Genomic DNA, 22,609 nt, shown 5'->3' with positions numbered 1-22,609 from the left:
GATCATGCGGATAGTAGCGGACGAGAACATACCCTTACTGGAATCGTTTTTTGGCGATATCGGCGAGATACGACCAGTGTCCGGGCGCACGATGTCTGCTGCGGATGTTCAGAATGCGGATATCCTGCTGGTGCGTTCAGTCACTCGGGTCAATCAGGCGTTGCTTGAAGGAAGCCGGGTCCGCTTCGTTGGAACCTGTACCATCGGTACCGACCATGTTGATCAGAAATGGCTTGAATCCAGTGGGATCGCGTTTTCGGCGGCGCCCGGCTGCAACGCCAACAGTGTGGTTGAGTACGTGCTGTCAGTGATCTCACTGCACGCGGAAAAGCGTGGCGTGGCGGATTGGTCAAAACTCAGTGTTGGTATCGTGGGTGCCGGCAATGTAGGTGGAGAGCTTGCACGCAAGCTGGACAGGCTCGGTTTCAATGTGCGCCTTTGTGACCCGCCACGGGCCGAAAGGGAAGGCGACGAAGGCGAGAAATTTGTCAGTCTTGACGAGGCCATGGCGTGCGACGTGGTAACACTGCACACGCCACTGACCCGCGAGGGAGAGCACGCAACGCTTCATATGTTCGGGCAGGAACGATTGTCTTCGTTGACTGAAGACCAGTTGCTGATCAATACCAGCCGGGGCGAAGTTATTGAAACCTCCTCCTTGCTGGCGCGTCTGGAAGCGCCAAACGCGCCTACAGTGGTACTGGATGTCTTTGAGCATGAGCCCCGGGTTAACGCTGAACTGGTGGAAAAAGTATGGCTTGTCACTCCCCATATCGCAGGCTATAGCCTGGAGGGCAAGGTGCAGGGTAGTGAGGTGGTGTACCAGGCGCTGAGTCGCTATATGGGACTGCCCGCCCGCAAGAAGGCTGGTCAGTTCCTGCCAGAACCAGCGTTGAGCAAACTCTCCTTTACCAGTGCTGCAGAAGAAATGGCGTCAGCCAATATTGCCATACGGTCCTGCTACGATCCGCGCCAGGATGACGCTCGCATGCGGCTGGCAATGGCGCTGCAGCCGGAGGATCGGGCGCAGGCCTTTGACCGGTTGCGCCGGGATTATCCGGTCCGGCGGGAGTTTTCCAGCTTGAAGATCCAGCTCAAGGGCACCAGTAAATCCATGCAGGATACTTTCCGGGCCCTTGGCTTCAAGCTGAAGCTCTGACGTTCCTTCGAACGCGCCTGTTCGCGCCGATTACAGCTGCGCGCTCTTCAGAGCCTCGATCCGGCTGTCCAGCGGCGGGTGTGTCATGAACAGGGCGCTGATGCCCGCCCTTGCACCTCGATTGATGCCAAACGCCTGCAGGCTGTCGGGCATTTGATCAGGCACTTCGCTTTCCTGTTTCAGCCGCGCCAGGGCGTTGATCATGGCGCCACGGCCTGCCAGTTGCGCGCCAGCGATGTCGGCACGGTATTCCCGGCGACGCGAGAACCAGAACACAATGGTACTGGCAAGAATGCCCAGCACGATTTCCGCCACGATACTGACCACGAAGAAGCCGATACCATGCCCGCTTTCGTTCTTGAACACCACGCGGTCAACAAACGAGCCGATCACGCGGGACGCAAAAATTACGAACGTGTTCACCACACCCTGAATCAGCGCGAGGGTTACCATGTCGCCGTTGGCCACGTGGCCTATTTCGTGGCCCAGGACCGCACGAATTTCCTCCTTGTTAAAGCGGTGCAGCAGCCCCTCGCTGACGGCTACCAGCGAGTTGTTCTTGTTCCAGCCGGTGGCAAAAGCATTGGATTGTGAGGCCGGGAAAATGGCGACTTCCGGCATACCGATGCCGGCATTTTCTGAAAGCTCGCGAACGGTGTCTACCAGCCAGCGCTCAGCCGGCGTACGCGGCGACTCGATCACCTTTGCCTTGGTGCTCCACTTAGCCACGGGCTTGGAAATCAGCAGCGATACAATGGCGCCGGCAAAGCCGAAGACCGCAGCGAAGGCAAGCAGCGAACCGTACTGGATACCGTTCTGGGCGAGATAGCTGTCAACACCCAGAAGTTTCAGGGTAAAACTGGCGACAAGAATGACGGCCAGGTTGGTGGCAAGAAACAGCAGAATACGCATCTTGAATCCCTTGTTGAATCGTCGGCCGCAGACCGCGGTTTGTGTCTGGGTATTTATATGTGGCCAGTGTGGCCATGTTCAACAGGTTTACGCCAATTTAATGATCGGACCGGTCGCGAAAGAACGTCGCCTGCATTACGCGGCTGATTTTTGCGGAGCTACCGCTTCGGAGGGCGTTGCGAAGCATGTGTATGTGCGTGGAAAAATCCTCGCGGATAGCCGGTGGCAGGTCCTGGCTGCTGTCAGCGTTGTTTTCTTCATGCAGATCTGGGCTGGCAGGCGAACTCAGGCGCACGAACGCCCGCTGGGTCAGCACGGCCTGGTCCAGGGCTTCCTGGCGGATGGTATCGACGTAGCGGAGCAGGCCTTCCTCAGCTAACCAGAGCAGGGTGCCGAAGCAGGCCATGTGCCGCTTGCTGTGGAGCCCGAACTCGTCTGGTTCGTCGGGGCCAGCAATGTCTTCCACAAACAGGTTCACCCGGCGGGGAAAGGCATTGTAGAGCTGAACCAGGGCGATTGCGGCGTCCTTGTAGAACTCTTCGATATGAATGTCCGCCATCAAGCCCCCTTCACAACTGGTAAGACGACAGGAAGTGTGCCAAACGCTTCATGGCATCCTCAAGGGCGTCCTCGCGGGGTAGGAAGACCACGCGCAGGTGTTGCTTGTCGTCGATGTTGAAGGCGGAACCCTGAACCAGGAGGATGCGCTCCTGCAGCAGCAGGTCCAGTACCAGCTTTTCGTCATTGACGATGGGGAAGCGCTTCGGGTCCAGCTTTGGAAACAGATATAGAGCGCCTTTGGGCTTCACACAGCTGACGCCTGGAATATCATTGAGCAGGTTCCAGGCGGTTTCCCGTTGTTCGAACAGGCGACCGCCCGGTGCCACCAGGTCTTCAATTGACTGGTAGCCCCCAAGTGCGGTCTGGATGGCCAGCTGTGCCGGTACGTTGGCACACAGGCGCATGTTGGAGAGCATTTCGATGCCCTCGATCAGGTCCCGCGCGCGGTGTTTGGCGCCGCTGATAATCATCCAGCCGGAACGGTAACCGGCGGCACGATAGTTCTTGGACAGGCCGTTATAGGTAAAGAACAGCACGTCATCCGCCAGTGACGCGGTGGGGACGTGTTCAGTACCGTCGTACAGGATTTTGTCGTAGATCTCATCTGACAGCACGATCAGGTTGTGCTGCCGCGCCAGTTCCACCACCTGTTCCAGCAATTCGCGGGAGTACACGGCGCCGGTGGGGTTGTTGGGGTTGATAAGCACGATAGCCCGGGTGCGGCGGGTGATTTTTTTGCGGATATCGTCGATATCCGGGAACCAGTCCTGTTGCTCGTCGCATCGGTAGTGAACCGGCTTGCCACTGGACAGGGTCACGGCGGCCGTCCAGAGCGGATAGTCAGGGGCCGGGATCAGAACCTCGTCGCCGGTATTGAGCATGGCCTGCATGGACATCACGATCATTTCGCTGACGCCGTTGCCCAGGTAGATATCGTCGATATCCACCTTGTCGATGCCACGTTGCTGGCAATAGTGCATCACCGCCTTACGCGCAGAGAACAACCCCTTTGATTCCACATACCCCTGGGCCAGGGGCATGTTGTGAATAACGTCCTGCTGGATTTCCTCGGGAACGTCCAGTTCGAAAGCCGCTGGGTTGCCGATATTGAGCTTGAGAACCCGGTGGCCCTCTTCCTCCAGCCGACGGGCTTCACGCAGAACCACGCCACGTATCTCGTAACACACGTTATCCAGTTTGGCGGATTTGAGATAGTTCTGCATAAGCCCGGTATTTCCTTAGATCGGTAAGATGACAAGTGCCATGTTTCAAAGACAAGCCTGTATTCTAGCGGAGCAACGGCCGGCGGCAACAGGCCAATTGTGATGAATTGTGGCACAAATGCGGAGATTTAACGCCCAAAGCTCACAGATTCCATGAACTGAGCGTGGCAACCGTGACGGAATCAGTTGTAAATAGGGTTGTGCAAAATATAATAGCGAAAAATACAAGGGAGGAATGTAATGAGCACCCAAAGCATCTACGACTTTAACGCGGCCGATATTCGCGGTGAGGAGCATTCCCTGGATGAGTTCCGTGGCAAAGTTCTGTTGATCGTAAACACGGCTAGCAAATGCGGTTTCACTCCCCAGTTTGAGGGTTTGCAGTCCCTGTACGTCGAGCTGAAAGAAAAAGGCCTCGAAGTGCTCGGTTTCCCCTGCAACCAGTTCCGGAATCAGGACCCGGCGGACGACAAGGCCATCAGCGAATTCTGTAGCCTTAACTACGGCGTGGACTTTCCCATGTTCGCAAAGATTGACGTCAACGGCCCTAATGCCCACCCGCTGTTTGAGTACCTGAAGCACAGTGCCAAGGGGCTGTTGGGATCGGAAGCTGTAAAATGGAACTTCACCAAGTTCCTGGTGAATCGTGAGGGTGAGGTGGTGCGTCGTTACCCGCCGACCACCAAGCCGTCTGCCATTCGCGCCGACATTGAAGCGTTACTGTGAACCATGACTGACGAAGACGACGTCCTGGCGCTGGATAATCAGCTCTGTTTTGCCCTCTACGCCGCCAACCGGGCAATAACCGCCCGCTATCGTCCGCTGCTGGCGGAACTGAATCTGACCTATCCGCAGTATCTGGTCATGTTGGTGTTGTGGGAAGCCGGGGAGAACGGACAGACGGTCAGGGTGTCTGACCTGGGTAAACGACTGCGCCTGGATTCCGGAACCCTGACGCCGCTGCTCAAACGTCTGGCTGAGCGTGATCTGGTCACCCGTTTGCGGGATACCACCGATGAGCGAGTGGTTACGGTCGCCCCCACTGAGAAGGGCAGTGCCATGCGCCAGCAGGCTCGGGACATTCCCGGCCGCCTGCTGTGTGGTACGGGCATTGATCAGGAGCGCATTGTGGAATTGAGGGAAGAGCTGCGATCTGTCCTCAGTCTTCTGGAGGCTGGGGAGGCGCCCAGCGGTCAATAATGGATTTCAGGTCGGCACGATTGTAAGGTTTGGTGATGTAGTCATTCATGCCGGACTCGAGGCAGTCGTCCCGGTCTCCCTGCATGACGTTGGCGGTGACCGCGATCACTGGCAGATCCTGCCACTCAGGGTTTTCACGAATATTGCGGGTGGCCTCATAGCCGTCCATCACCGGCATCTGGCAATCCATCAGTACAATATCGAATCTCCTTTCGCTTTGCTGCAAGGCTTCCAGTGCCTGCTTGCCGTTTTCGGCCAGGGTGACAGTGTGGCCCAGCTTTTTCAGCATGCTGCTGGCGACCACCTGATTAACCTGATTGTCTTCGACCAGAAGAAGATTCAGCGTGCGTGACACGCCAGCCGGGGTTTCGATGATTCTTGCCCTGTCCCCGGTGTCCAGCCCAGCTGCCCTGCACAGTGTTCGGTACAACTGCTCACGTCTGAGTGGCATCGACAGTATCTGACGATCTTTGGTGGGATGGGCGGAGCCGTCCCGGTCCACCAGAATAATGCCGGTGCCGGACCAGGACGATGCCAGTTGTGCCGCGGTCTCGTCGCTTTCGTTGGCGGCGATCATCAGAATTCCCTCTCCGTCGGGTGCCGCCTCGCGCAGTGGAATGCCCCAGGCTCTCAGTTGATGCTCGATGGGCGTGCGGTGCGGATAGTCCCGGGGCATCCCGATATCGACGCCTACCTGCTGAAGTAGGCCTGGAATAGCCGGCATCGACGGTTGGCTCTCCTGCTCATCGTGAACCGGCAGGGGCAGGTTCACGGTGAAGTGCGTGCCTTCGTGCTCCTCGGAATCTACCAGGATCTGGCCATGCATCCGCTCCACCAGTTGACGACACAGTGTCAGGCCCAGGCCAGTGCCGCCATAGAGCCGGGTAGTGTCACTGTCAGCCTGTGAGAAGGGTGAGAATATCCTGTGCAGCCCTTCCTTGGACATGCCGATACCGGTGTCGACAACGTCAATGCGTACGTTGCCGTTGTAGCGGGTGGCGTGGATGCGGACGAAGCCTTGCTCGGTGAATTTAATAGCGTTACTGAGCAGGTTGTTCAGGATCTGCCGAGTTCGGGTGGGATCGCCAAGAAAGCTTTCGGGCAGGTCACAGTCGATGTCCGCCACAACGTCAATATTCTTGCGCCTGGCTTGTTGGGCATGCAGTGTCGCACACTCTTCCACCAGGTTGCGGAGTGAAAACGGGATGTTCTCCAGGCTCAATTTCCCGGCTTCGACCTTGGAGATGTCCAGGATGTCGTTTAACAGACCGAGCAAACTCTGGCCGGCATTGAGCGCAATTTCCAACCGGTTTCGTTGTGCCTGTTCCATGTCGCCTTCCAGCGCCAGGCCCAACATCCCCAGAACACCGTTGAGTGGTGTGCGTATCTCATGGCTCATGCTGGCCAGGAAATTGGCACGGGCTCTGGCACGGCGTACAGCGTCCTCTTTGGCGCGAACCAGGGCGCGGTTGCCTCGCTGCAAGGCATCGTTCTTCTCGGAAATTTCCCGAGTGCGGTCTTCCACCTCCTGTTCCAGCTGGCTGGAGTAGTTCTTCATCGCACTTTCGGCCATCCTGAGCTGTGCGAGGCTGGAATCGATGGTTTCCAGATGCTGGTTGATGACACCCACCATCAGCCCGATCTCATCTTCACGATGATTCTCCGGCACAGGAAGCCGGACCTTCTCAGGCGTTTCAGCCTTGACCCGGCTCAGAGCACCGATGACGTTCAGCATGGGCCGGGTCAGCACAAAGAAGAAAATGAACAGCAGTGCAGCAGTCAGCACCAGGCTTTTCAGCAGGCCGCTGATGACGGTATAGCCCGCGCGTTGGAGGAACAGCAGGCCGTAGTGGTAGGTATCGATGGTGACCGTGAGGCTCCCGAGGGAGAGGTCGCTCAGCTGCGGTACCACCAGCTCCTGACTGAATACGCGACTGTCACCGAAGAGCAGGTCACTGATCCACCGATAGCGCGAATCCGGGCTGCTCTGGCTCGCCGCAGCCATGGTTTGGCCATTGTTATCGATAATACGGGCGTCGATGGTTGCGGGGTGGCGAAGCAAGCCATCAAGAAGCTCTTCCGCAAGCCGGATGTCGATGTTGTAGGCGATCTGCGAAGCAGGGCTGTGACTGATTTCGATGAGCGCACGGATCTCCTGCTCCATGGAGTCCCTGGCGCTGAAATAATCGAGAGTGACCTGGACAATGTTGAGCACAAGGCCCAATACCATTGCGATTAAAACGGTGTCACGGGTCAGGCGATAGGATAGCCGCTTTTGGAATGCAGTTGTCACGGCGTTTCACGGTCCCTGTTGTAACGTTTCGGTGGTTTTCGCGGGGCGCCAGTTGGCGCCTAGTCGTCGTAGTCGGCTTTCTTGCGCCACTCATCGTCGTGGAGGAACGTATCCCATTCCTTGTCCAGGCTTGACTGGCCCGCGGCCGCGGCACTGTGTTCTTCGTCCCCCTTGATGGCTTCCAGTTCCTTGATGCGGGTACGGAAACTTTTCACGGCTTTCATGGCCATCGGGTTGTCCCTGGACTTGCCCATTTCGGTACTGGCCAGATGATAGGCGTGAATGGCCTTTCGAATCTGGTTCTGCTTCACATAATCGCGTGCCTGGAACACATGCAGGTCGGCGTGGGTCTTGTGCACCAGGAACAACACGAACTTCAGGTTTTTCTTGGCGGTGGCGCTATCAATCTTGCCGGCCTTGTGCATGCCCTCGATCATCTTGAACAGATTTTGCAGCAGCTCCTGGACATAGGTGGACTTTTCGGGGGAGTCGATCTTGATCGGAGTGCGCTTGTCTTCGCCGTCCATTACGGACTTTTTCAGCTGTTGTACAGCACTCAGTCGTTCTTCAACGGGCTGATCAGATTTCAGGGCCTGGAGGTCTTTGCAAGACTCCTCCATCCGCTTGATCAATAGCAGTTTCAAATCTGCAGTGAAATACTGGCCCGGGATTTCGGAGAGCAGGCGGCCGGCTCTTTTGTAGCTGTCTTCCAGAGCCGTTGTTTTACGAATACGCTCGATACGTGCGCGCTCTCGCATCTGACTGGCCACAATAATAATGATCGAAACGGTAACGACAGCCGCCAGTAGCAGCACAATCATTGTGGTATCCATCTTGTTGCAAACACTCCGGCTGAATGGACAGGCCACTGGCAGCTCCGGCCACAGAAAAAATCCGGAGAAATCCAGCAAGTATACGGAAGATTAGCAGAAAACCCCGGATGATTCCGTTCTGAAATGTGAAAGATTGCAGCTTCATATCAATCCGATGAATTGATATCCTGTTGACCATTATTCTAGTGAATAAAAGCCGTTTTTACGTGTTACTTCCGATAGGGGCCACGTCATGGACATTTCCCGGGTAGACCTCAATCTGCTTGTTTATCTCGATGTACTGTTGAGGGAGCGGAACGTCACCAAAGCCGCCAATCATCTTGGGATTACCCAGCCCGCGATGAGCAACGGCCTGCGCCGACTGCGGGACCTGTTCGGAGACCCGCTGCTGGTTCGTACCAGTGAGGGGATGACCGCAACCGAGCGTGCCACTGAGCTACAGCCACTGGTGCGGAGCATTCTGTCCGATATTGAGCAGGCGGTTCATGAGAAAACCGCGTTCGCGGCTATGGAAAGTCAGCGCGTGTTTCGGATCATGGCCAGTGACTACGCGGAATCCTGCCTGATGCCACGGGTACTTCGCCGGATTCGTCAGGAAGCGCCTCATGTGACTCTGGATGTTCTTACCCCCAGTGACGTGAGCTTCCTCGACGTGGAGCAGGGGCGCCTCGATATGGCGATCAACCGTTTTGACAAGATCCCCCAGTCGTTCCACCAGAAAACTCTGTGGACGGAGTACTTTGCCTGCCTGATGAACGCACGTAACCCGATACTCAAGGAGCCGTTTACCCTCGATACCTACCTGGACGCCAGTCATATCTGGGTCAGCAAGACCGGGTTTGGTGTCGGGGTGGGGGTGAACCCGAAAGACGTCCAGCGCCTGGGGTGGGTGGACGAGGCCTTGTCACTGATGGGCCGAAAACGCCAGATTTCCGTGTTTACGCGGCATTACCAGGTGGCGATGCTGCTGGCGGAGCAGCACGACCTGATCGCCACGCTGCCATGCCGGGCGGCCTGGTTGCAGAAAGACAACGCCAACCTGGTGGTTAAAGTGCCACCGTTCGAGATACCGCCGTTCGAGCTCAAAATGGCCTGGAGCCCGCTGTTGCAACACAACACGGATCACCAGTGGTTACGTAAGCTGATTGCCGAAGTGGCGGAAGAGGTAGACGCGGAATTTGCCCCGTTCGGAGCACAGTTTGAATCCACCGGGGTGCCCGGTATCCGCCACTCAGAGCGGTAGTTCTCGCAGTTCCAGAGAACTCCTTCCTGCATCCCACATGCGCTGGAACGACTCAGCGAGAAGTTTTACCCGGCCGCTGTTGGCAAACGTTGCAAAGCCTTCCGGCTTGTAGAAGTCATGCCGGTAAACCACGCCCTCGCGGTCCGCGAGCAGGAAGGGCTGGTCGTCCACCGGGTAATCCTCGTTCACCAGCCTCAGTTCAATCCGGCTGGGCAGGCGGCGCATCAATTCAACAATCTGGTGACGGCGTTGGACCAGCGGCTTGTCATCGTGAATCAGAAGCCGCACGTCACTGAGCCGATGTCGACGGGCCAGGCCGGATATCAGTTCCCGGAAGCGCAGGCGGTCATAGAGATCATGGTCCAGCACCCGGTCATACAGCCAGATCCGCTGACGCGCCTGGCCAGTCAGGGAGTCGATCAAATCTACCATGGTGCTCTCGCGGTCAAACAGCCAGGCGTCCCGATCTTCACCCAACAACATGGGATTCTCACGGGTTGAATAGGCGTCGTTCACCAGCTTCGGAGCGAGGCAGCGCATGTCGACATGGGGGATTCCGGCGTCGTCGTAGAGGTCGGAACACACGTGAAAGCCCGAGCGTTGGTAGAAGGGGATGGCGTGTTCCTGGGCGGAAAGTTGCAGCTCGGTGAAACGCTCTGCGGTTTCGGAGACAAGGTGGCGTAGCAGGACTTCACCCAGACCCTTGCCCCGGTGTGCCGGAAGAATAGCCATGCGGCCGATGTGTGCCGTTTCCTCCAACGTGGAGAACAGGCGGGCGACGCCAACGGGGGTGTTGTCGGGTAATACCATCAGGTAGTGGTCGGCAATTTCGTCGGTGTCGTCCCACTCCAGTTCCGGTGGGACTTTTTGCTCGTCCACGAATACGGACTGGCGGATGTTCCGGACATCGGCCGGCGCCAGTTGCCAGCTGTATTTTCGAACCCGTACGTTCATGCTGCCTTCACCCAGGTTTCAGTCAGATGTCAGTCAAAGTACAGAGAGCCCTGGTTGACGAGTGTGCTCAGAAGACCCTGTATGGCATCGTCACCGGCAAAGCTGGCCAGTGCGCCCATGTCCGGGCGAGCGCTGGCACAAAGAAGGGGTGCCAGGGGCCGTGCGTCGCCCCGAAGCAGGAACTGCTCACCGTCCACGAACAGGGCGGTTTCGTCCTCGAAGTCATGGTAGGCGAAACGTGAGCCCTCGTTCCAGCGCAATGGGTTGCCGGCCGCAATCAACTCGCCCAGCAACTCTGGTGTGACCGGTTCTTCCGCGGGCACAACGATTTCCAGGCTCTTGGGTGCCGTTGAGTACTGGCCGAACCAGAGTGCCAACTGGCGTTGATCACTGAGTTGGTCGCGGATGAGGCGGTCAAGCCGATGGATAACGTCGGGCTTGATGGCGCCGGGGTTGTCCTGGACCTTCAGGTCCGGATCATCCAGATGGTCAGAGGCATCGGAGCGGCTGCACAGGAAGTCGGTGAAGCCTGTCAGTACATCGTCGACCGTAGGTGCGCGGAACCCGATAGACAGGGTAATGCAGTCGTCCTCGGCGACCCCGTGATGACCGACGCCCGGTGGCAGGTACAGCATGTCTCCCGGTGCCAGGGTTACCGTCTCCTCGCCGTCCCAACTGCTCAGGATTCGTAGCGGCGTACCGTCCACGCGCGGCGAGGTGTGGTCACAATGGCCGCCAAAGGTCCAACGACGGTGCCCCTCGGCTTGCAGAAGGAAGACATCGTACTGATCGTAGTGGGGGCCTACGCTGCCTCCTTTTGGCGCGTAGCTGGCCATAATGTCATCCAGCCGCCAGTTGGGTACGAAGCGGAATTCGTCCAGCAGGTCCGCAAAGTCAGGAACCCAGTGGTCAAGACCCTGAACCAGCAGTGTCCAGTGGCTGTCTGGCAGTTTGCTGAAACGCTCGGGCTCGAAAGGGCCGTTGTGCAACTGCCAGGGTTTGCCGTTGTCGTCCTCGATCACAATCCGCGATTCAACAGCGTCCTCACAGGCCAGTCCTGCCAACTCGTCGGCCGAGACAGGGCACTCAAAGCCCGCAAAGGCCTGGCGGATGACCAGTGGTTTTTTTTGCCAGTAGTCCCGCAGGAATTCCTGGGCGGGCATTCCGCCGGGCAGTTGCATGGTTCAGATATCCCGTGCCTGTTGCGTGGCGTTGCCAATGTAAGAGCCGGGAGTGAGTTCCATCAGTTCCGCCTTGGCGGCATCGGGAATGTCCAGTGACTCCACAAAGGCCTTGATCACATCCGGTGTCATGGCTTTGCCACGGGTCAGCGCCTTCAACTTTTCGTAGGGCTTCTCGATGTTGTACCGGCGCATAACGGTCTGGATCGGCTCCGCCAGGACTTCCCAGGCGTGATCCAGGTCTTCGTCCAGGCGTGCCGGGTTGATTTCCAGCTTGCCCAGGCCTTTCAGGGAGGCCTCGTAGGCAATCAGGCTGTGGGCGAAACCCACGCCGAGGTTGCGCAGAACGGTTGAGTCGGTCAGGTCACGCTGCCAGCGGGAAATCGGCAGCTTGGCAGACAGGTGGCTGAACAGGGCGTTGGCGATGCCCAGGTTGCCTTCAGAATTCTCGAAATCAATTGGATTCACCTTGTGGGGCATGGTGGACGAGCCTACTTCGCCTTCCACGGTTTTCTGCTTGAAGTAGCCCAGGGAAATATAACCCCAGATATCCCGGTCCAGATCAATCAGAATGGTGTTGAATCGAGCAATGGCGTCGTAGAGCTCGGCGATGTAATCGTGGGGTTCAATCTGGGTGGTGTACGGGTTCCAGTCCAGGCCCAGGCTTTCAATGAATTCCTTGGCGTTCTGGGCCCAGTCGATTGATGGGTAGGCAGACAGGTGGGCATTGTAGTTGCCTACGGCCCCGTTGATCTTGCCCATCAGCTCCACGGCGCGAATCTGTTTCACCTGCCGGCGTAAGCGGTGAACCACGTTGGCCAGTTCCTTGCCGACGGTGGAGGGCGAGGCCGTCTGGCCATGGGTGCGGGACAGCATGGGTTGTTCCGCGTGCTCATGGGCCAGCTCCGCCAGCCGGTCAACGATGCGCTCCATGGCCGGGAGCAGGCCGTGGTCCAGACCTTCGCGCAACATCAGGGCATGGGAGAGGTTGTTGATGTCCTCGGAGGTACAGGCAAAATGCACGAATTCAGTAACGGCGTGCAGTTCCGGAACCTCGGAGATCTTTTCCTTGATGAAGTATTCTACCGCCTTTACGTCATGGTTGGTGGTGCGTTCAATGCCCTTGATCTGTTCCGCGTCTGCCAGATTGAACTCCGAGATCATTCGATCCAGAAACTGGTTGGCGTCGGCAGAGAAGGCAGGCACCTCGGTGATGCCGGGATGGGCCGCCAGTTTCTGCAGCCAGCGGAGCTCAACGGTCACGCGGTTCCTGATCAGGCCATATTCACTGAAAATGTCACGAAAAACGCTGACTTTACTGCCATAGCGTCCATCGACCGGGGAAATGGCGGTCAGGGCGTTGAGTTCCATCGAAAACCTCTCAAGTCATCAAAGATACGGTCAAAAGAAAAACTGGGGGCGCATATGATACACCAGTGGTGGCCGGGATTCAGTCGTAAACCGAGCGGTTTGCCTTCTCCGCCAATTCCCGGGCGGTCATGATGACCTTGCGACGAGTGAAGATAAGTTGCCAGCGGCGGCCGCCGGTCTGGTGCCAAAGGACGGCGGAGCGAATACCGGCCAGTAACAGGGCACGTACTTTGGCCGCATTCTCCTCGCGTTGAAGAATCGTGGGCTCACCGCTGACCTGGATACGCTGGCGGAAGGTGCTGATGGTGTCCGTGTAAATCGACGCCACGTTGGCAATCAGGTTGCTGTGGCTGTAGCCGAAATGGCTTGCGGTGTGCCGGGCCTGGTCGATCCGGCTGCCGATTACATCCAGCATGTCGCTGTTTTGACGAAGCTTGGAAGAGAGGTTGATCAGGTTCAGGGCGTAACGCAGTACTTCAATGTCCTGCTGTTTGCTCTGTTGGCTCATTACGCTGGCGAGGGTGGAAAGGCCTTCACGCAGGTCCTTCAGTTCACCGCCGAACACATCCAGGGTCGTTTCAGGTTGCGTGGCGAACAGTGAGCGTAGGCAGGTTTCAAAGCTGGACTCCGCGCACTGGCCGGAATGGGCTATTTGCTGGACCAGAGCAGAGGCCTGGAAGACGCCCGCCAGAGCCAGGGTCTGGTCGTGTATCGATCGGCTCATGCGCCGGCTCCTTCCGCCTTGTTGTCAGTTCCTGTGGGCGTCTGCTCACCGTCCCGCCAGGTTTGTTCGATAACGCCGCCACCAAGGCAGACCTCGTCGCGGTAAAACACGACAGACTGACCCGGAGTGACGGCGCGCTGTGCGTCGTCAAAGACAACCCTGAACCCGTTGTCCAGGGCTGTTACCGTGCAGTCCTGGTCCGGTTGGCGGTAGCGCGTCTTGGCTTTGCAGCGGAACTCCGCAGCCGGAGCTTCGCCGGCAATCCAATCCACCGGTCCGCTGATCAGTCCGCGAGAAAACAGCAGGGGGTGATGCTTGCCCTGAACGGCAACCAGTACGTTGCGGGACAGGTCTTTTTCCGCGACGTACCAGGGCTCGTCGCCAAACTCACTCAAGCCACCAATGCCGAGGCCCTGACGCTGGCCAATGGTGTGGTACATCAGGCCCTGATGGCGGCCGATCACCTGGCCATCGGGGGTCTCGATATTTCCGGGCTGCGCGGGAATGTACTGTTTGAGGAAATCCCGGAATTTGCGTTCCCCGATAAAGCAGATACCGGTGGAGTCTTTCTTGTCGTGGGTGATAAAGCCCTGTTCGGCGGCAATGCGCCGTACTTCCGGTTTTTCAAGCTCGCCCACCGGAAAGAGCGTACGGGCAATACGTTCGCCAGAGACGGCGTGCAGGAAGTAGCTCTGGTCCTTGTTGGGGTCAAGGCCCTTGAGCAGTTCGGCTCCGCCACTGCCGTCGTTCAGAGGGCGCTGGCGGGTGTAGTGGCCGGTGGCAATGTAGTCAGCGCCCAGGGTAATGGCGTAATCGAGAAACGCCCGGAACTTCACTTCCTTGTTGCAGAGGATATCGGGATTCGGGGTCCGGCCAGCCTTGTATTCCGACAGGAAGTGCTCGAATACCCGATCCCAGTATTCCGCCGCAAAGCTGGCGGTGTGCAGCGTAATACCGATGGTTTCCGCCACCGCCTGAGCGTCCGCCAGGTCGGTCATGGCGGTGCAGTATTCGGTGCCGTCATCCTCGTCCCAGTTTTTCATGAACAGGCCTTCCACCTGGTAACCCTGGTCCTTCAGGAGCCAGGCTGCCACGGAAGAGTCTACGCCGCCGGACATGCCGACAATCACTCGGGTATTTTCAGGTGCTTTAGTCATGTCTGGGTCTGTCGGGGTCAAAGGGGCGGATTCTAGCATTTAAGCCAGGTTACGTCTGCGGCTCGACAATGACATCCAGGGGAAAGCGGCGTCCGTTTCGGTAATCTTCTATGCATTGCATGACCAGAGGGCTCCGAAGTTTGTCGGCCTGTGAGCGGATTTCACCGGGTGTTAACCAGTGGGCAGCGATAATGCCGTCGTCCAGCTCATCGGTCACGCGGCCCAGGGCCCTGGCTGAGAAGCAAAACCGGTAGTAGGTAACGCCGTTGGCGGGGGCCTTGTAGGTATAGACGCCAAGAAAGTGCTCAGGGACCACCTCCCAGCCAGTCTCCTCCAGGGTTTCCCGCTGCGCTGCGTCAAGGATCCTTTCGCCTTCCTCTACGTGGCCCGCGGGCTGGTTGAGCACCACCTGACCATGGCTGAGTTCCTCAACCAGCAAAAAACGGCCATGGTCATCTTCAACAATAACGGCAACTGTGGCGTGGGGTGTCCAGGTCATGGGCGGGGTCGCCTCCGGGGTGCGTGTTTGCGGGGTTTCGCCGTCTTCCGCGCCGCGGTTCCAGGCGGGGGCGAAGGCGCATGTACGGATGTTGCCCTGTATTCGCCGGGCGAAAGCCCGTCCAGGGTCCAGTCTCCAATACCATAGCGAACCAATCGTAGGGTAGGGAAGCCGACTGCCGCCGTCATGCGACGGACCTGCCGATTTTTACCTTCGGTGATGGTGATCTTCACCCAGCTCGTGGGGATCGATGCTCTGTAGCGTACTGGCGGGTTTCTGGGCCAGATCTCCGGCGGAGCCATCGTCGTAACTTCGGCTGGGCGAGTCTTACCGTCTTTGAGTTCCACGCCTTCGCGCAGTTTCTTCAGTGCCGTTTCGCTGATCTCGCCTTCAACCTGAACCCAATATGTCTTTGGCATTTTCAGCCGGGGAGAGGCAATTTGATGCTGCAGTTGCCCGTTGTCCGTTAGCAGCAAGAGACCTTCCGAATCATAGTCAAGCCGCCCGGCAGGGTAGACAGCGGGGATCTTGAGCCAGTCGGCAAGGGTGGCGCGGAGGGTGCCATCCGTATCGCCTTTCTCGTCGGTGAACTGGCAAAGCACCCGGAACGGTTTGTTGAACAGAATCAGCGTTGCCATGGTGGCAAATGAACCTTGATTAAGGGAATCGAATTTGAACAGGCGCATTATGCCAGAAGTAGGGAGAGAGAGGGTTGGGGAGGAGGGCCCGGTCGCCCCATCTGGTTGCGGAACGACCGAACGTCCGGACACAGGCTAACTGGCCGGTCATTGTGGGCCGGTGTTATCTGCCTGGGCAGTGGTGGCGTCAGCCGTCAAGCGTTTGCCGCGCGGGGCTGATCCTGGTATCCACTGTCCTGATTCTGTTCCACGTCGTCGTCACTGCCGGACGTTTTCTCAGAAGCGTTCTCTTGGGAACTCTGCTTCTGTGGCTGCTCCTCCGGAACGATGTTGACCGCGTGGATCCCCTTGTCGCTGGGCTTTTTATCGAAGGTGACGGCCTGGCCGGCCTTTAAGGTTTTGTAACCTTCCATTTGCACTGAAGAGAAGTGAGCAAACAGATCGTCACTGCAGCCTTCCTCGATAATGAAGCCATAACCCTTGGCATTGTTAAACCACTTTACTTTGCCTCTTGGCATGATGAACTCCCCTGTTCTTTCACTGTCAGTGTCTTTGTTATTGATGTTATTGCCGAGCGTTTTGCCTTGCACGGATTGCAGCCTGTTATAGGCTTCTTACGCCAATTTACAATATTTTACATTGCTATCGTACTGTTGACCAATATTCGCTCAGAGTCAATAGCAGTTATAGCCGGAATGTATGGTTGAACCGGGGCCGGAGCCTGTATCATGGCGAGATTGATAACCAGCGCACGTCCGGTTACCGGAGGTACCTTGAAAACCGGGCGGCAGACAACCATCTTTAAGCAGAGGCACCGATTTCCGGTAAAGAATCATGCGGACTATCCAGAATTCTCTACTAGTATTAAATCAGGGGGAGGACGAACAGCCAGGACGTCAGGACGATGTCAGTGTTGCTCCCGAGAAGCCCGCCCTCAAGCGCCCCGCGCGCTTCAGGGTTCTGCTTCTGAACGATGACTACACACCCATGGACTTTGTAGTGGATGTGTTGATGAAGTTCTTCGGAATGAACGAAGAAAAGGCGACGCAGGTGATGCTGCTCGTCCATACGCAGGGAAAGGCTGTATGCGGGGTATATACCCGGGACATCGCGGAAACAAAGGCGGCACAGGTGAACCAGTATTCCTCGGAATGCGAACATCCGCTCCTTTGCGAGATTGAACGTGCGGACTGATAGACCTTGGGGTGGCCCATGCTGAGCAAAGATCTTGAAATTACATTGAATGCGGCTTTCAAAAGTGCCCGCGACAAGCGTCATGAATTCATGACCGTCGAGCACCTTTTGCTGGCCTTGCTCGACAACGAATCGGCAGTGGGCGTCCTGAAAGCATGCGGTGCAGACCTGGCCCGGCTTCAGGAAGAACTCGTAGAGTTTGTGGATTCAACCACACCACTGATCCCCAGCAACGACAGCGAGCGGGAAACACAACCCACGCTCGGATTCCAGCGCGTGCTACAACGTGCTGTATTTCACGTACAATCCTCTGGCAAGAAGGAGGTAACCGGTGCCAATGTGCTGGTGGCCATCTTCAGTGAGCAGGAGAGCCAGGCGGTGTATGTGCTCAAGAAACAGAGCATCGCCCGCATTGACGTGGTGAATTTTGTTTCCCATGGCATCTCTCGCGTTCAGGGTGCCGAAGATCAGGAGGGTCACGATCAGGCGTCTCATGATGAAGCCGCAGAAGAAGGCGGTGCGTCACGTCCGCTGGAAAGCTACGCAACCAACCTGAATGACCAGGCCCGCCAGGGCCGCATTGACCCGCTGATCGGACGTGAACACGAAGTCGAGCGGGTGGTTCAGATACTGGTTCGCCGTCGCAAGAACAATCCGCTGCTGGTGGGCGAAGCGGGTGTGGGCAAGACCGCGATTGCCGAAGGCCTTGCCAAGCGCATTGTGGATAGCCAGGTGCCGGAGATCATTTCTGACGCGGTGGTCTATTCACTTGATCTCGGTGCCCTTCTGGCTGGCACCAAGTACCGGGGTGATTTCGAGAAGCGGCTGAAGGGGCTGCTTGCAGAATTGAAGAAAGAGAAGCATGCGATTCTGTTCATCGATGAAATCCATACCATCATCGGTGCCGGTTCCGCGTCCGGCGGTGTGATGGATGCCTCCAACCTGCTCAAGCCCATGCTGAGCTCAGGGGAAATCCGGTGCATTGGCTCCACCACCTTCCAGGAATTCCGTGGCATTTTCGAGAAGGACAGCGCGCTGGCTCGCCGCTTCCAGAAGATTGATGTGAACGAACCCAGCGTTGAGGATACCTACCAGATCCTCAAGGGGCTGAAGTCCCATTTCGAGAAGCACCATGACCTGAAGTACACCGATCAGGCACTGCGTGTGGCGGCTGAGCTGTCTGAACGCTACATCACCGATCGCCACCTGCCGGACAAGGCGATTGACGTAATCGACGAAGCCGGTGCCCATCAGCGTCTGCTGGCGGTGGCCAAACGCAAGAAGACAATCGACGTGTCGGAAATCGAGGATGTGGTGGCCAATATCGCCCGCATCCCGCCGAAGAACGTATCCACCAGCGACAAGGACCTGCTGCGCAATCTGGAGCGGGATCTCAAGATGGTGGTCTTCGGGCAGGATCCGGCTATCGAGTCCTTGTCCACCGCCATCAAGCTGGCCCGTGCCGGCCTGAAGGCGCCGGAGAAGCCGGAAGGTGCCTTCCTGTTTGCCGGCCCCACGGGTGTGGGCAAGACCGAAGTCACCAAGCAACTGGCCAAGGTGTTGGGTATCGAGCTGGTGCGCTTCGACATGTCCGAGTACATGGAGCGGCATACCGTGTCCAGGTTGATCGGTGCGCCTCCGGGCTATGTCGGGTATGACCAGGGTGGTCTGCTGACGGAATCCGTGAGCAAGCATCCGCATTGTGTGCTGTTGCTGGATGAGATCGAGAAGGCTCATCCGGAGGTCTTTAACCTGCTTCTGCAGGTGATGGATCACGGTACGCTCACGGATAATAACGGTCGTAAGGCGGATTTCCGTCATGTGATCCTGGTGATGACCACCAACGCCGGTGCTGAAAGCATGGCCCGCCGTTCCATTGGCTTCAGCGAGCAGGACCACAGCACGGATGGTATGGAAATCATATCCAAGACCTTTACGCCGGAGTTCCGCAACCGCCTGGATGGCATTATCCAGTTCGGTGATCTCCAGCCGGCCACCATCACCCACGTGGTGGACAAGTTCCTCACGGAATTGCAGGCGCAGTTGGACGAGAAGCACGTGGTGCTCCACGTTGACGACGCCGCGAAGGAATGGCTGGCCGAGAAGGGCTACGATGTCACCATGGGGGCACGCCCGATGGCTCGCCTGATCCAGGACAAGATCAAGCGGCCCCTGGCGGAACAGATCCTGTTCGGCCGGCTGTCGGAGCATGGTGGTGATGTCCACATTCACCTCAAGGATGGTGAACTGGAGTTCGAGTATGAGGACGAACCGGCTGAGGCTGTGTAAGCAGCCCTGAGCGATTCTTCTCCTCCTGGAAAGGCCATGCTGGAAACAGCATGGCCTTTTTTGTCACTGGCCGACCATCAATTGACTCTGTTGAAGGGCCAGCCGTGACATTGTCGTCAATCCAATTGCTCCGTTTCTCTGTCAAATTGTTGTCTGACAGTCAGATTACCTGACGCGTACGCGCTGTGGTCTGTGTTTCCGTGAAACAACAATGATAAGGAGAACCGGGAAATGAAAGCGTTATCCATGCTTTTGCTGGTTGTGCTCGGGCTTTCCGGCTGGAGCAATGCCGGCGCGAGTGAGCGCCGTGAGTTCTGTGTATTTGATGTCGCCGGAGCAAGTGGATTTGTTTACCGTACGTTGCAGGATTACCACCGCAAGGCCGCATTGGCCGGCGTAGGCCTTAACATGCGTCCCTACACCGATGAAGATCAGGCCGTCGCAGATCTAAGAGCCGGGCGTTGCGACATTGTGGCGGTGACCGATATGGGCGCCCGTAAATTCAACGATTTTTCAGGCTCCATCAGTGCCATCGGGGCGATTCCCTATTATGAAGACCTGAAAGTGCTGCTCCATATTCTGGCCAGCCCCAGGGTTGACCGTCATCTTGAGCAGAATGGTTACGAGGTGTTGGGTGTGACGCCGATGGGAGCGGCTTACCTGTTCGTGAACGACCGGGCGATTGACCACGTGGAGGCTCTGGAGGGAAAGCGCATCACGGTGTTCGAGGGGCACCACGATGCCCGTCATATGGTTGAGTATGTTGGCGCGGTGCCGGTTGCGGCAAAAATTTCCGACTTTGCCAGCCTGTTCAATTCCGGCGAGGCTGATATCAGTTATGCGCCGGCGGCAGCCTACGAGGTGCTGGAGATGTTCCGGGGCATGGGCAGCAAAGGTGGTATTGTCGATTATCCGGTAGGGCAGGTAACCGTTCAGTTGATCGCCCGGGCGGATGAGTTCGACGACGCTTTTGTCAGGAAGTCACGGCGGATCATGTCCAGGCTCTACCCGGAGGCCATGCGAATTGTGAGGCAGTACGAACGGTCGATTCCCGAGGAGCGCTGGGTCAAGATTTCACCCGAAGCCGTCCGGGGTTACCAGGAAATGTTGCGCAGCGTGAGGATTGATATGCAGCAGTCCACGGAAGACTCGGGCATGCTGGCTGCGGGTGTGTACCATGACGACATGATGACGATACTGCGGAAGGTGCGGTGTTATACCAATCCAGGCGCGATGGAATGCTCGGCGGACAATCGGGAGTAGCGGCCTGGCATGGAAAGGCCTGAAAATAAAAAGCCCCGATATTCGGGGCTTTCAAGTCTCATACAGCTATCAGCGGGCGCGGTACACGATGCGTCCTTTGCTCAGGTCGTAGGGGGTCAGTTCTACCTTGACCTTGTCGCCTGTCAGAATACGGATATAGTTCTTGCGCATCTTGCCAGAAATGTGAGCGGTCACAATATGGCCGTTTTCGAGTTCAACCCGGAACATGGTGTTTGGAAGCGTATCAACAATAACGCCTTCCATTTCAATAGCATCGGACTTCGCCATTCAGTAAAAACCTCGTAAATTGGCTTGCTGTGATTTTAAATTGCGCAATTCTGCCTGATTTACCGCCATTTGGCAAAATCAGTTCACTTCCATGGTGTGCCATTGCCCGTCCCGAAGCGCTTCGATCGGGCGGAATCGTGTTTTATAGTTCATTTTCCGACATTCTTCGATCCAATACCCCAGATACAGGTGCGGAAGCCCCAGCCGTTTTGCTTCCTCTATCTGCCAAAGCACCGCAAAGGTGCCCAGGCTTCGGCTTTCGTAGGCAGGATCAAATACGGTATAGATGGCGGACAGGCCTTCGTCCAGCATGTCCACGGCGGCCAGGCCCACCAGGTTGTCTCCGTCCATGATTTCGACAAACCAGGAATCGGTGGCGCCTTCCACCAGGAACGACATGAACTGTTCACGGGAGGGTGGGTACATGTCGCCGTCAGAGTGCCGTTGTTCAATGTAATGGGCGTAGAGGCTGTAATACCGTTCCGAAAAGGTTGCCTTGACCATGCGGCAACCAAGGTCGGCGTTCTTTTTCATGACCCTGCGCTGGCTGCGGTCAGGCTGGAACTCTTCCACCTTGAGCCTGACAGGAACACAGGCATTGCAACTTTCGCAGTGGGGGCGATAGTAATGCGAGCCACTTCGACGGAAGCCCAGGGCGGTCAGTTGGCTGTATAGACGCTTGTCCACATGGGCCCTCGGGTCGACGAACATGGTGGTTGCTTCGCGATCTGGCAGGTAACTGCAGTCGTGGGCCGGCGTGGCAAAAAACACCAGGGTCCTGAGATTGCTCATTCACACCTCCGGGCCGGGCCACTGCCACCGGAAGCCCCAGTCGCTGTGGTCCGGACTACTGTCGACGCATGTCCTGAGTATAGATAAAAATTCGCTGCGTGGGATACTTCGCGCACCCATTCGCAACAGATGGCCGCTTTCCACCTGGCAATCCATAATCTGATAGCCCCAATCCCGGAGTTGATTGGCCAGATGGACCATCAATACTTTCGAGGCGTTGGTTTCCAGTGAAAACATGGACTCACCAAAAAAGCAGCGGCCAATGGCCAGGCCGTACATTCCCCCGGCCAGTTCTCCCTTTGGATTCCATACTTCTATGGAGTGGGCTACCCCCTGTTTGTGAAGCTGGCCATAGCTGTCAATCATATCCTGGGTGATCCAGGTGCCTTCGGCACGGGTGTTGGCGCAGAGGCGGATGATGCGGGGGAAAGTCTGGTCGGCGGTGATGGTGAAATAGCCGCGGTTGAGGGTGCGCCGGAGGCTTCTGGAGATGTGGATCTCTTCCGGGAAAAGGACGCATCTGGGGCTGGGGGACCACCAGAGTATGGGCTGGTCGTCGCTGAACCAGGGGAAGATGCCGTTGCGGTAGGCGAGTTTGAGCCGCTCGGTGGATAGGTCACCGCCCAGTGCCAGCAATCCGTCGGGGTCGTCCAGGGCCTGTTCGGCGGGGGGGAACCAGAGTTGGTCGGGGTCTAGCCAGGGTAGTGAGGTCATCTCGGTCCGGTCTTGTTGCGGGCCTTTCGGTGGTGCTGCTGGCCTTGCGGGTGTCGGCGGGTGGAACCGGATGTCTGAAACACGCTCAAGCACGTCCGTGTGGCGCTTGGGCTCCGCCATC

General features: G+C 57.3%; 23 protein-coding genes. 7 read left to right on the top strand and 16 right to left on the bottom strand.

What is annotated here, in order from left to right; all coding sequences use genetic code 11:
• The first annotated feature begins 4 nt into the window (after positions 1-4).
• Positions 5-1,159: a 4-phosphoerythronate dehydrogenase PdxB gene (pdxB, locus tag AAGD24_RS12375; RefSeq protein WP_278367520.1), complete on the top strand. Its 1,155-nt coding sequence runs from the start codon at positions 5-7 to the stop codon at positions 1,157-1,159.
• Positions 1,160-1,189: 30 nt separating this feature from the next.
• Here pdxB and htpX read toward each other — a convergent pair whose 3' ends face one another.
• From htpX to AAGD24_RS12360, 3 genes are all read right to left on the bottom strand, one after another.
• Positions 1,190-2,071 (bottom strand): protease HtpX, encoded by an 882-nt coding sequence (gene htpX / locus AAGD24_RS12370; protein ID WP_091641347.1) that lies wholly within the window; start codon positions 2,069-2,071, stop codon positions 1,190-1,192.
• Positions 2,072-2,168: 97 nt separating this feature from the next.
• On the bottom strand, positions 2,169-2,630 hold the full coding sequence (locus AAGD24_RS12365) for a hypothetical protein (protein WP_041334247.1): 462 nt from the start codon (positions 2,628-2,630) through the stop codon (positions 2,169-2,171).
• Between the two features lie 10 nt (positions 2,631-2,640).
• Positions 2,641-3,855, bottom strand: coding sequence for a pyridoxal phosphate-dependent aminotransferase (locus AAGD24_RS12360; protein ID WP_036205287.1), 1,215 nt, complete (start codon positions 3,853-3,855; stop codon positions 2,641-2,643).
• Positions 3,856-4,095: 240 nt separating this feature from the next.
• Between AAGD24_RS12360 and AAGD24_RS12355 the strand changes: the two genes are divergently transcribed.
• Complete coding sequence (locus AAGD24_RS12355) at positions 4,096-4,581, top strand: glutathione peroxidase (protein ID WP_075196229.1); 486 nt, start codon at positions 4,096-4,098, stop codon at positions 4,579-4,581.
• Between the two features lie 3 nt (positions 4,582-4,584).
• Positions 4,585-5,055 (top strand): MarR family winged helix-turn-helix transcriptional regulator, encoded by a 471-nt coding sequence (locus tag AAGD24_RS12350; RefSeq protein ID WP_036205291.1) that lies wholly within the window; start codon positions 4,585-4,587, stop codon positions 5,053-5,055.
• Here the strand turns inward: AAGD24_RS12350 and AAGD24_RS12345 are convergent.
• A complete protein-coding gene (locus tag AAGD24_RS12345; protein WP_256713629.1) occupies positions 5,015-7,285 on the bottom strand; it encodes an ATP-binding protein in 2,271 nt (756 codons plus the stop codon). The genes AAGD24_RS12350 and AAGD24_RS12345 overlap by 41 nt on opposite strands.
• A gap of 122 nt (positions 7,286-7,407) precedes the next feature.
• Entirely contained in the window at positions 7,408-8,181 is a 774-nt protein-coding gene (locus AAGD24_RS12340; protein WP_041336667.1) for a hypothetical protein, read from the bottom strand.
• Positions 8,182-8,413: 232 nt separating this feature from the next.
• Between AAGD24_RS12340 and AAGD24_RS12335 the strand changes: the two genes are divergently transcribed.
• On the top strand, positions 8,414-9,424 hold the full coding sequence (locus AAGD24_RS12335) for a LysR family transcriptional regulator (RefSeq protein ID WP_007153713.1): 1,011 nt from the start codon (positions 8,414-8,416) through the stop codon (positions 9,422-9,424).
• Here AAGD24_RS12335 and AAGD24_RS12330 read toward each other — a convergent pair.
• The 8 genes from AAGD24_RS12330 to AAGD24_RS12295 all read right to left on the bottom strand — a co-directional run bounded on the left by AAGD24_RS12330 (position 9,413) and on the right by AAGD24_RS12295 (position 16,466).
• Positions 9,413-10,378, bottom strand: a complete 966-nt coding sequence (locus AAGD24_RS12330; protein WP_379865286.1) for a GNAT family N-acetyltransferase — start codon at positions 10,376-10,378, stop codon at positions 9,413-9,415. The two genes, AAGD24_RS12335 and AAGD24_RS12330, sit on opposite strands and share 12 nt — an antisense overlap.
• A 29-nt stretch (positions 10,379-10,407) precedes the next feature.
• On the bottom strand, positions 10,408-11,559 hold the full coding sequence (locus tag AAGD24_RS12325) for a cupin domain-containing protein (RefSeq protein WP_091641339.1): 1,152 nt from the start codon (positions 11,557-11,559) through the stop codon (positions 10,408-10,410).
• Positions 11,560-11,562: 3 nt separating this feature from the next.
• Positions 11,563-12,930 (bottom strand): adenylosuccinate lyase, encoded by a 1,368-nt coding sequence (purB, locus tag AAGD24_RS12320; protein ID WP_379865284.1) that lies wholly within the window; start codon positions 12,928-12,930, stop codon positions 11,563-11,565.
• Between the two features lie 79 nt (positions 12,931-13,009).
• Complete coding sequence (gene hflD, locus AAGD24_RS12315; protein ID WP_036205300.1) at positions 13,010-13,654, bottom strand: high frequency lysogenization protein HflD; 645 nt, start codon at positions 13,652-13,654, stop codon at positions 13,010-13,012.
• A complete protein-coding gene (gene mnmA / locus AAGD24_RS12310; protein WP_075196225.1) occupies positions 13,651-14,811 on the bottom strand; it encodes a tRNA 2-thiouridine(34) synthase MnmA in 1,161 nt (386 codons plus the stop codon). The genes hflD and mnmA overlap by 4 nt, the downstream gene beginning before the upstream one ends.
• Positions 14,812-14,860: 49 nt before the next feature.
• Entirely contained in the window at positions 14,861-15,310 is a 450-nt protein-coding gene (locus AAGD24_RS12305) for an NUDIX hydrolase (protein ID WP_041334261.1), read from the bottom strand.
• Positions 15,307-15,948 (bottom strand): pseudouridine synthase, encoded by a 642-nt coding sequence (locus AAGD24_RS12300; protein WP_379865281.1) that lies wholly within the window; start codon positions 15,946-15,948, stop codon positions 15,307-15,309. Before AAGD24_RS12300 ends, AAGD24_RS12305 begins: the two co-directional genes overlap by 4 nt.
• Positions 15,949-16,142: 194 nt before the next feature.
• On the bottom strand, positions 16,143-16,466 hold the full coding sequence (locus AAGD24_RS12295) for a cold shock domain-containing protein (RefSeq protein WP_041336669.1): 324 nt from the start codon (positions 16,464-16,466) through the stop codon (positions 16,143-16,145).
• Positions 16,467-16,782: 316 nt separating this feature from the next.
• Between AAGD24_RS12295 and clpS the strand changes: the two genes are divergently transcribed.
• The 3 genes from clpS (at position 16,783) to AAGD24_RS12280 (ending at position 20,694) form a co-directional block, all read left to right on the top strand.
• Positions 16,783-17,142 (top strand): ATP-dependent Clp protease adapter ClpS, encoded by a 360-nt coding sequence (clpS, locus tag AAGD24_RS12290; RefSeq protein WP_036205304.1) that lies wholly within the window; start codon positions 16,783-16,785, stop codon positions 17,140-17,142.
• An 18-nt stretch (positions 17,143-17,160) separates the two neighbouring features.
• Positions 17,161-19,431 (top strand): ATP-dependent Clp protease ATP-binding subunit ClpA, encoded by a 2,271-nt coding sequence (gene clpA, locus AAGD24_RS12285; RefSeq protein ID WP_036205311.1) that lies wholly within the window; start codon positions 17,161-17,163, stop codon positions 19,429-19,431.
• Positions 19,432-19,662: 231 nt separating this feature from the next.
• Entirely contained in the window at positions 19,663-20,694 is a 1,032-nt protein-coding gene (locus AAGD24_RS12280; RefSeq protein ID WP_051946689.1) for a putative solute-binding protein, read from the top strand.
• 69 nt (positions 20,695-20,763) lie between these two features.
• Here AAGD24_RS12280 and infA read toward each other — a convergent pair whose 3' ends face one another.
• The 3 genes from infA to aat form a co-directional block, all read right to left on the bottom strand.
• Positions 20,764-20,982, bottom strand: coding sequence for a translation initiation factor IF-1 (gene infA, locus AAGD24_RS12275; RefSeq protein ID WP_007153725.1), 219 nt, complete (start codon positions 20,980-20,982; stop codon positions 20,764-20,766).
• Between the two features lie 78 nt (positions 20,983-21,060).
• The gene (locus AAGD24_RS12270; RefSeq protein WP_136633188.1) at positions 21,061-21,774 is read right to left on the bottom strand and encodes an arginyltransferase; all 714 of its coding nucleotides are present in this window, start codon (positions 21,772-21,774) and stop codon (positions 21,061-21,063) included.
• The gene (gene aat, locus AAGD24_RS12265) at positions 21,775-22,488 is read right to left on the bottom strand and encodes a leucyl/phenylalanyl-tRNA--protein transferase (RefSeq protein ID WP_379867345.1); all 714 of its coding nucleotides are present in this window, start codon (positions 22,486-22,488) and stop codon (positions 21,775-21,777) included.
• Between the last annotated feature and the right edge of the window lie 121 nt (positions 22,489-22,609).

Origin of the sequence: Marinobacter sp. M5B (genome assembly GCF_042604615.1) — a bacterium.
GTDB classification, from domain to species: domain Bacteria; phylum Pseudomonadota; class Gammaproteobacteria; order Pseudomonadales; family Oleiphilaceae; genus Marinobacter; species Marinobacter salarius.
This window is presented reverse-complemented; position numbering and strand designations above follow the sequence as displayed.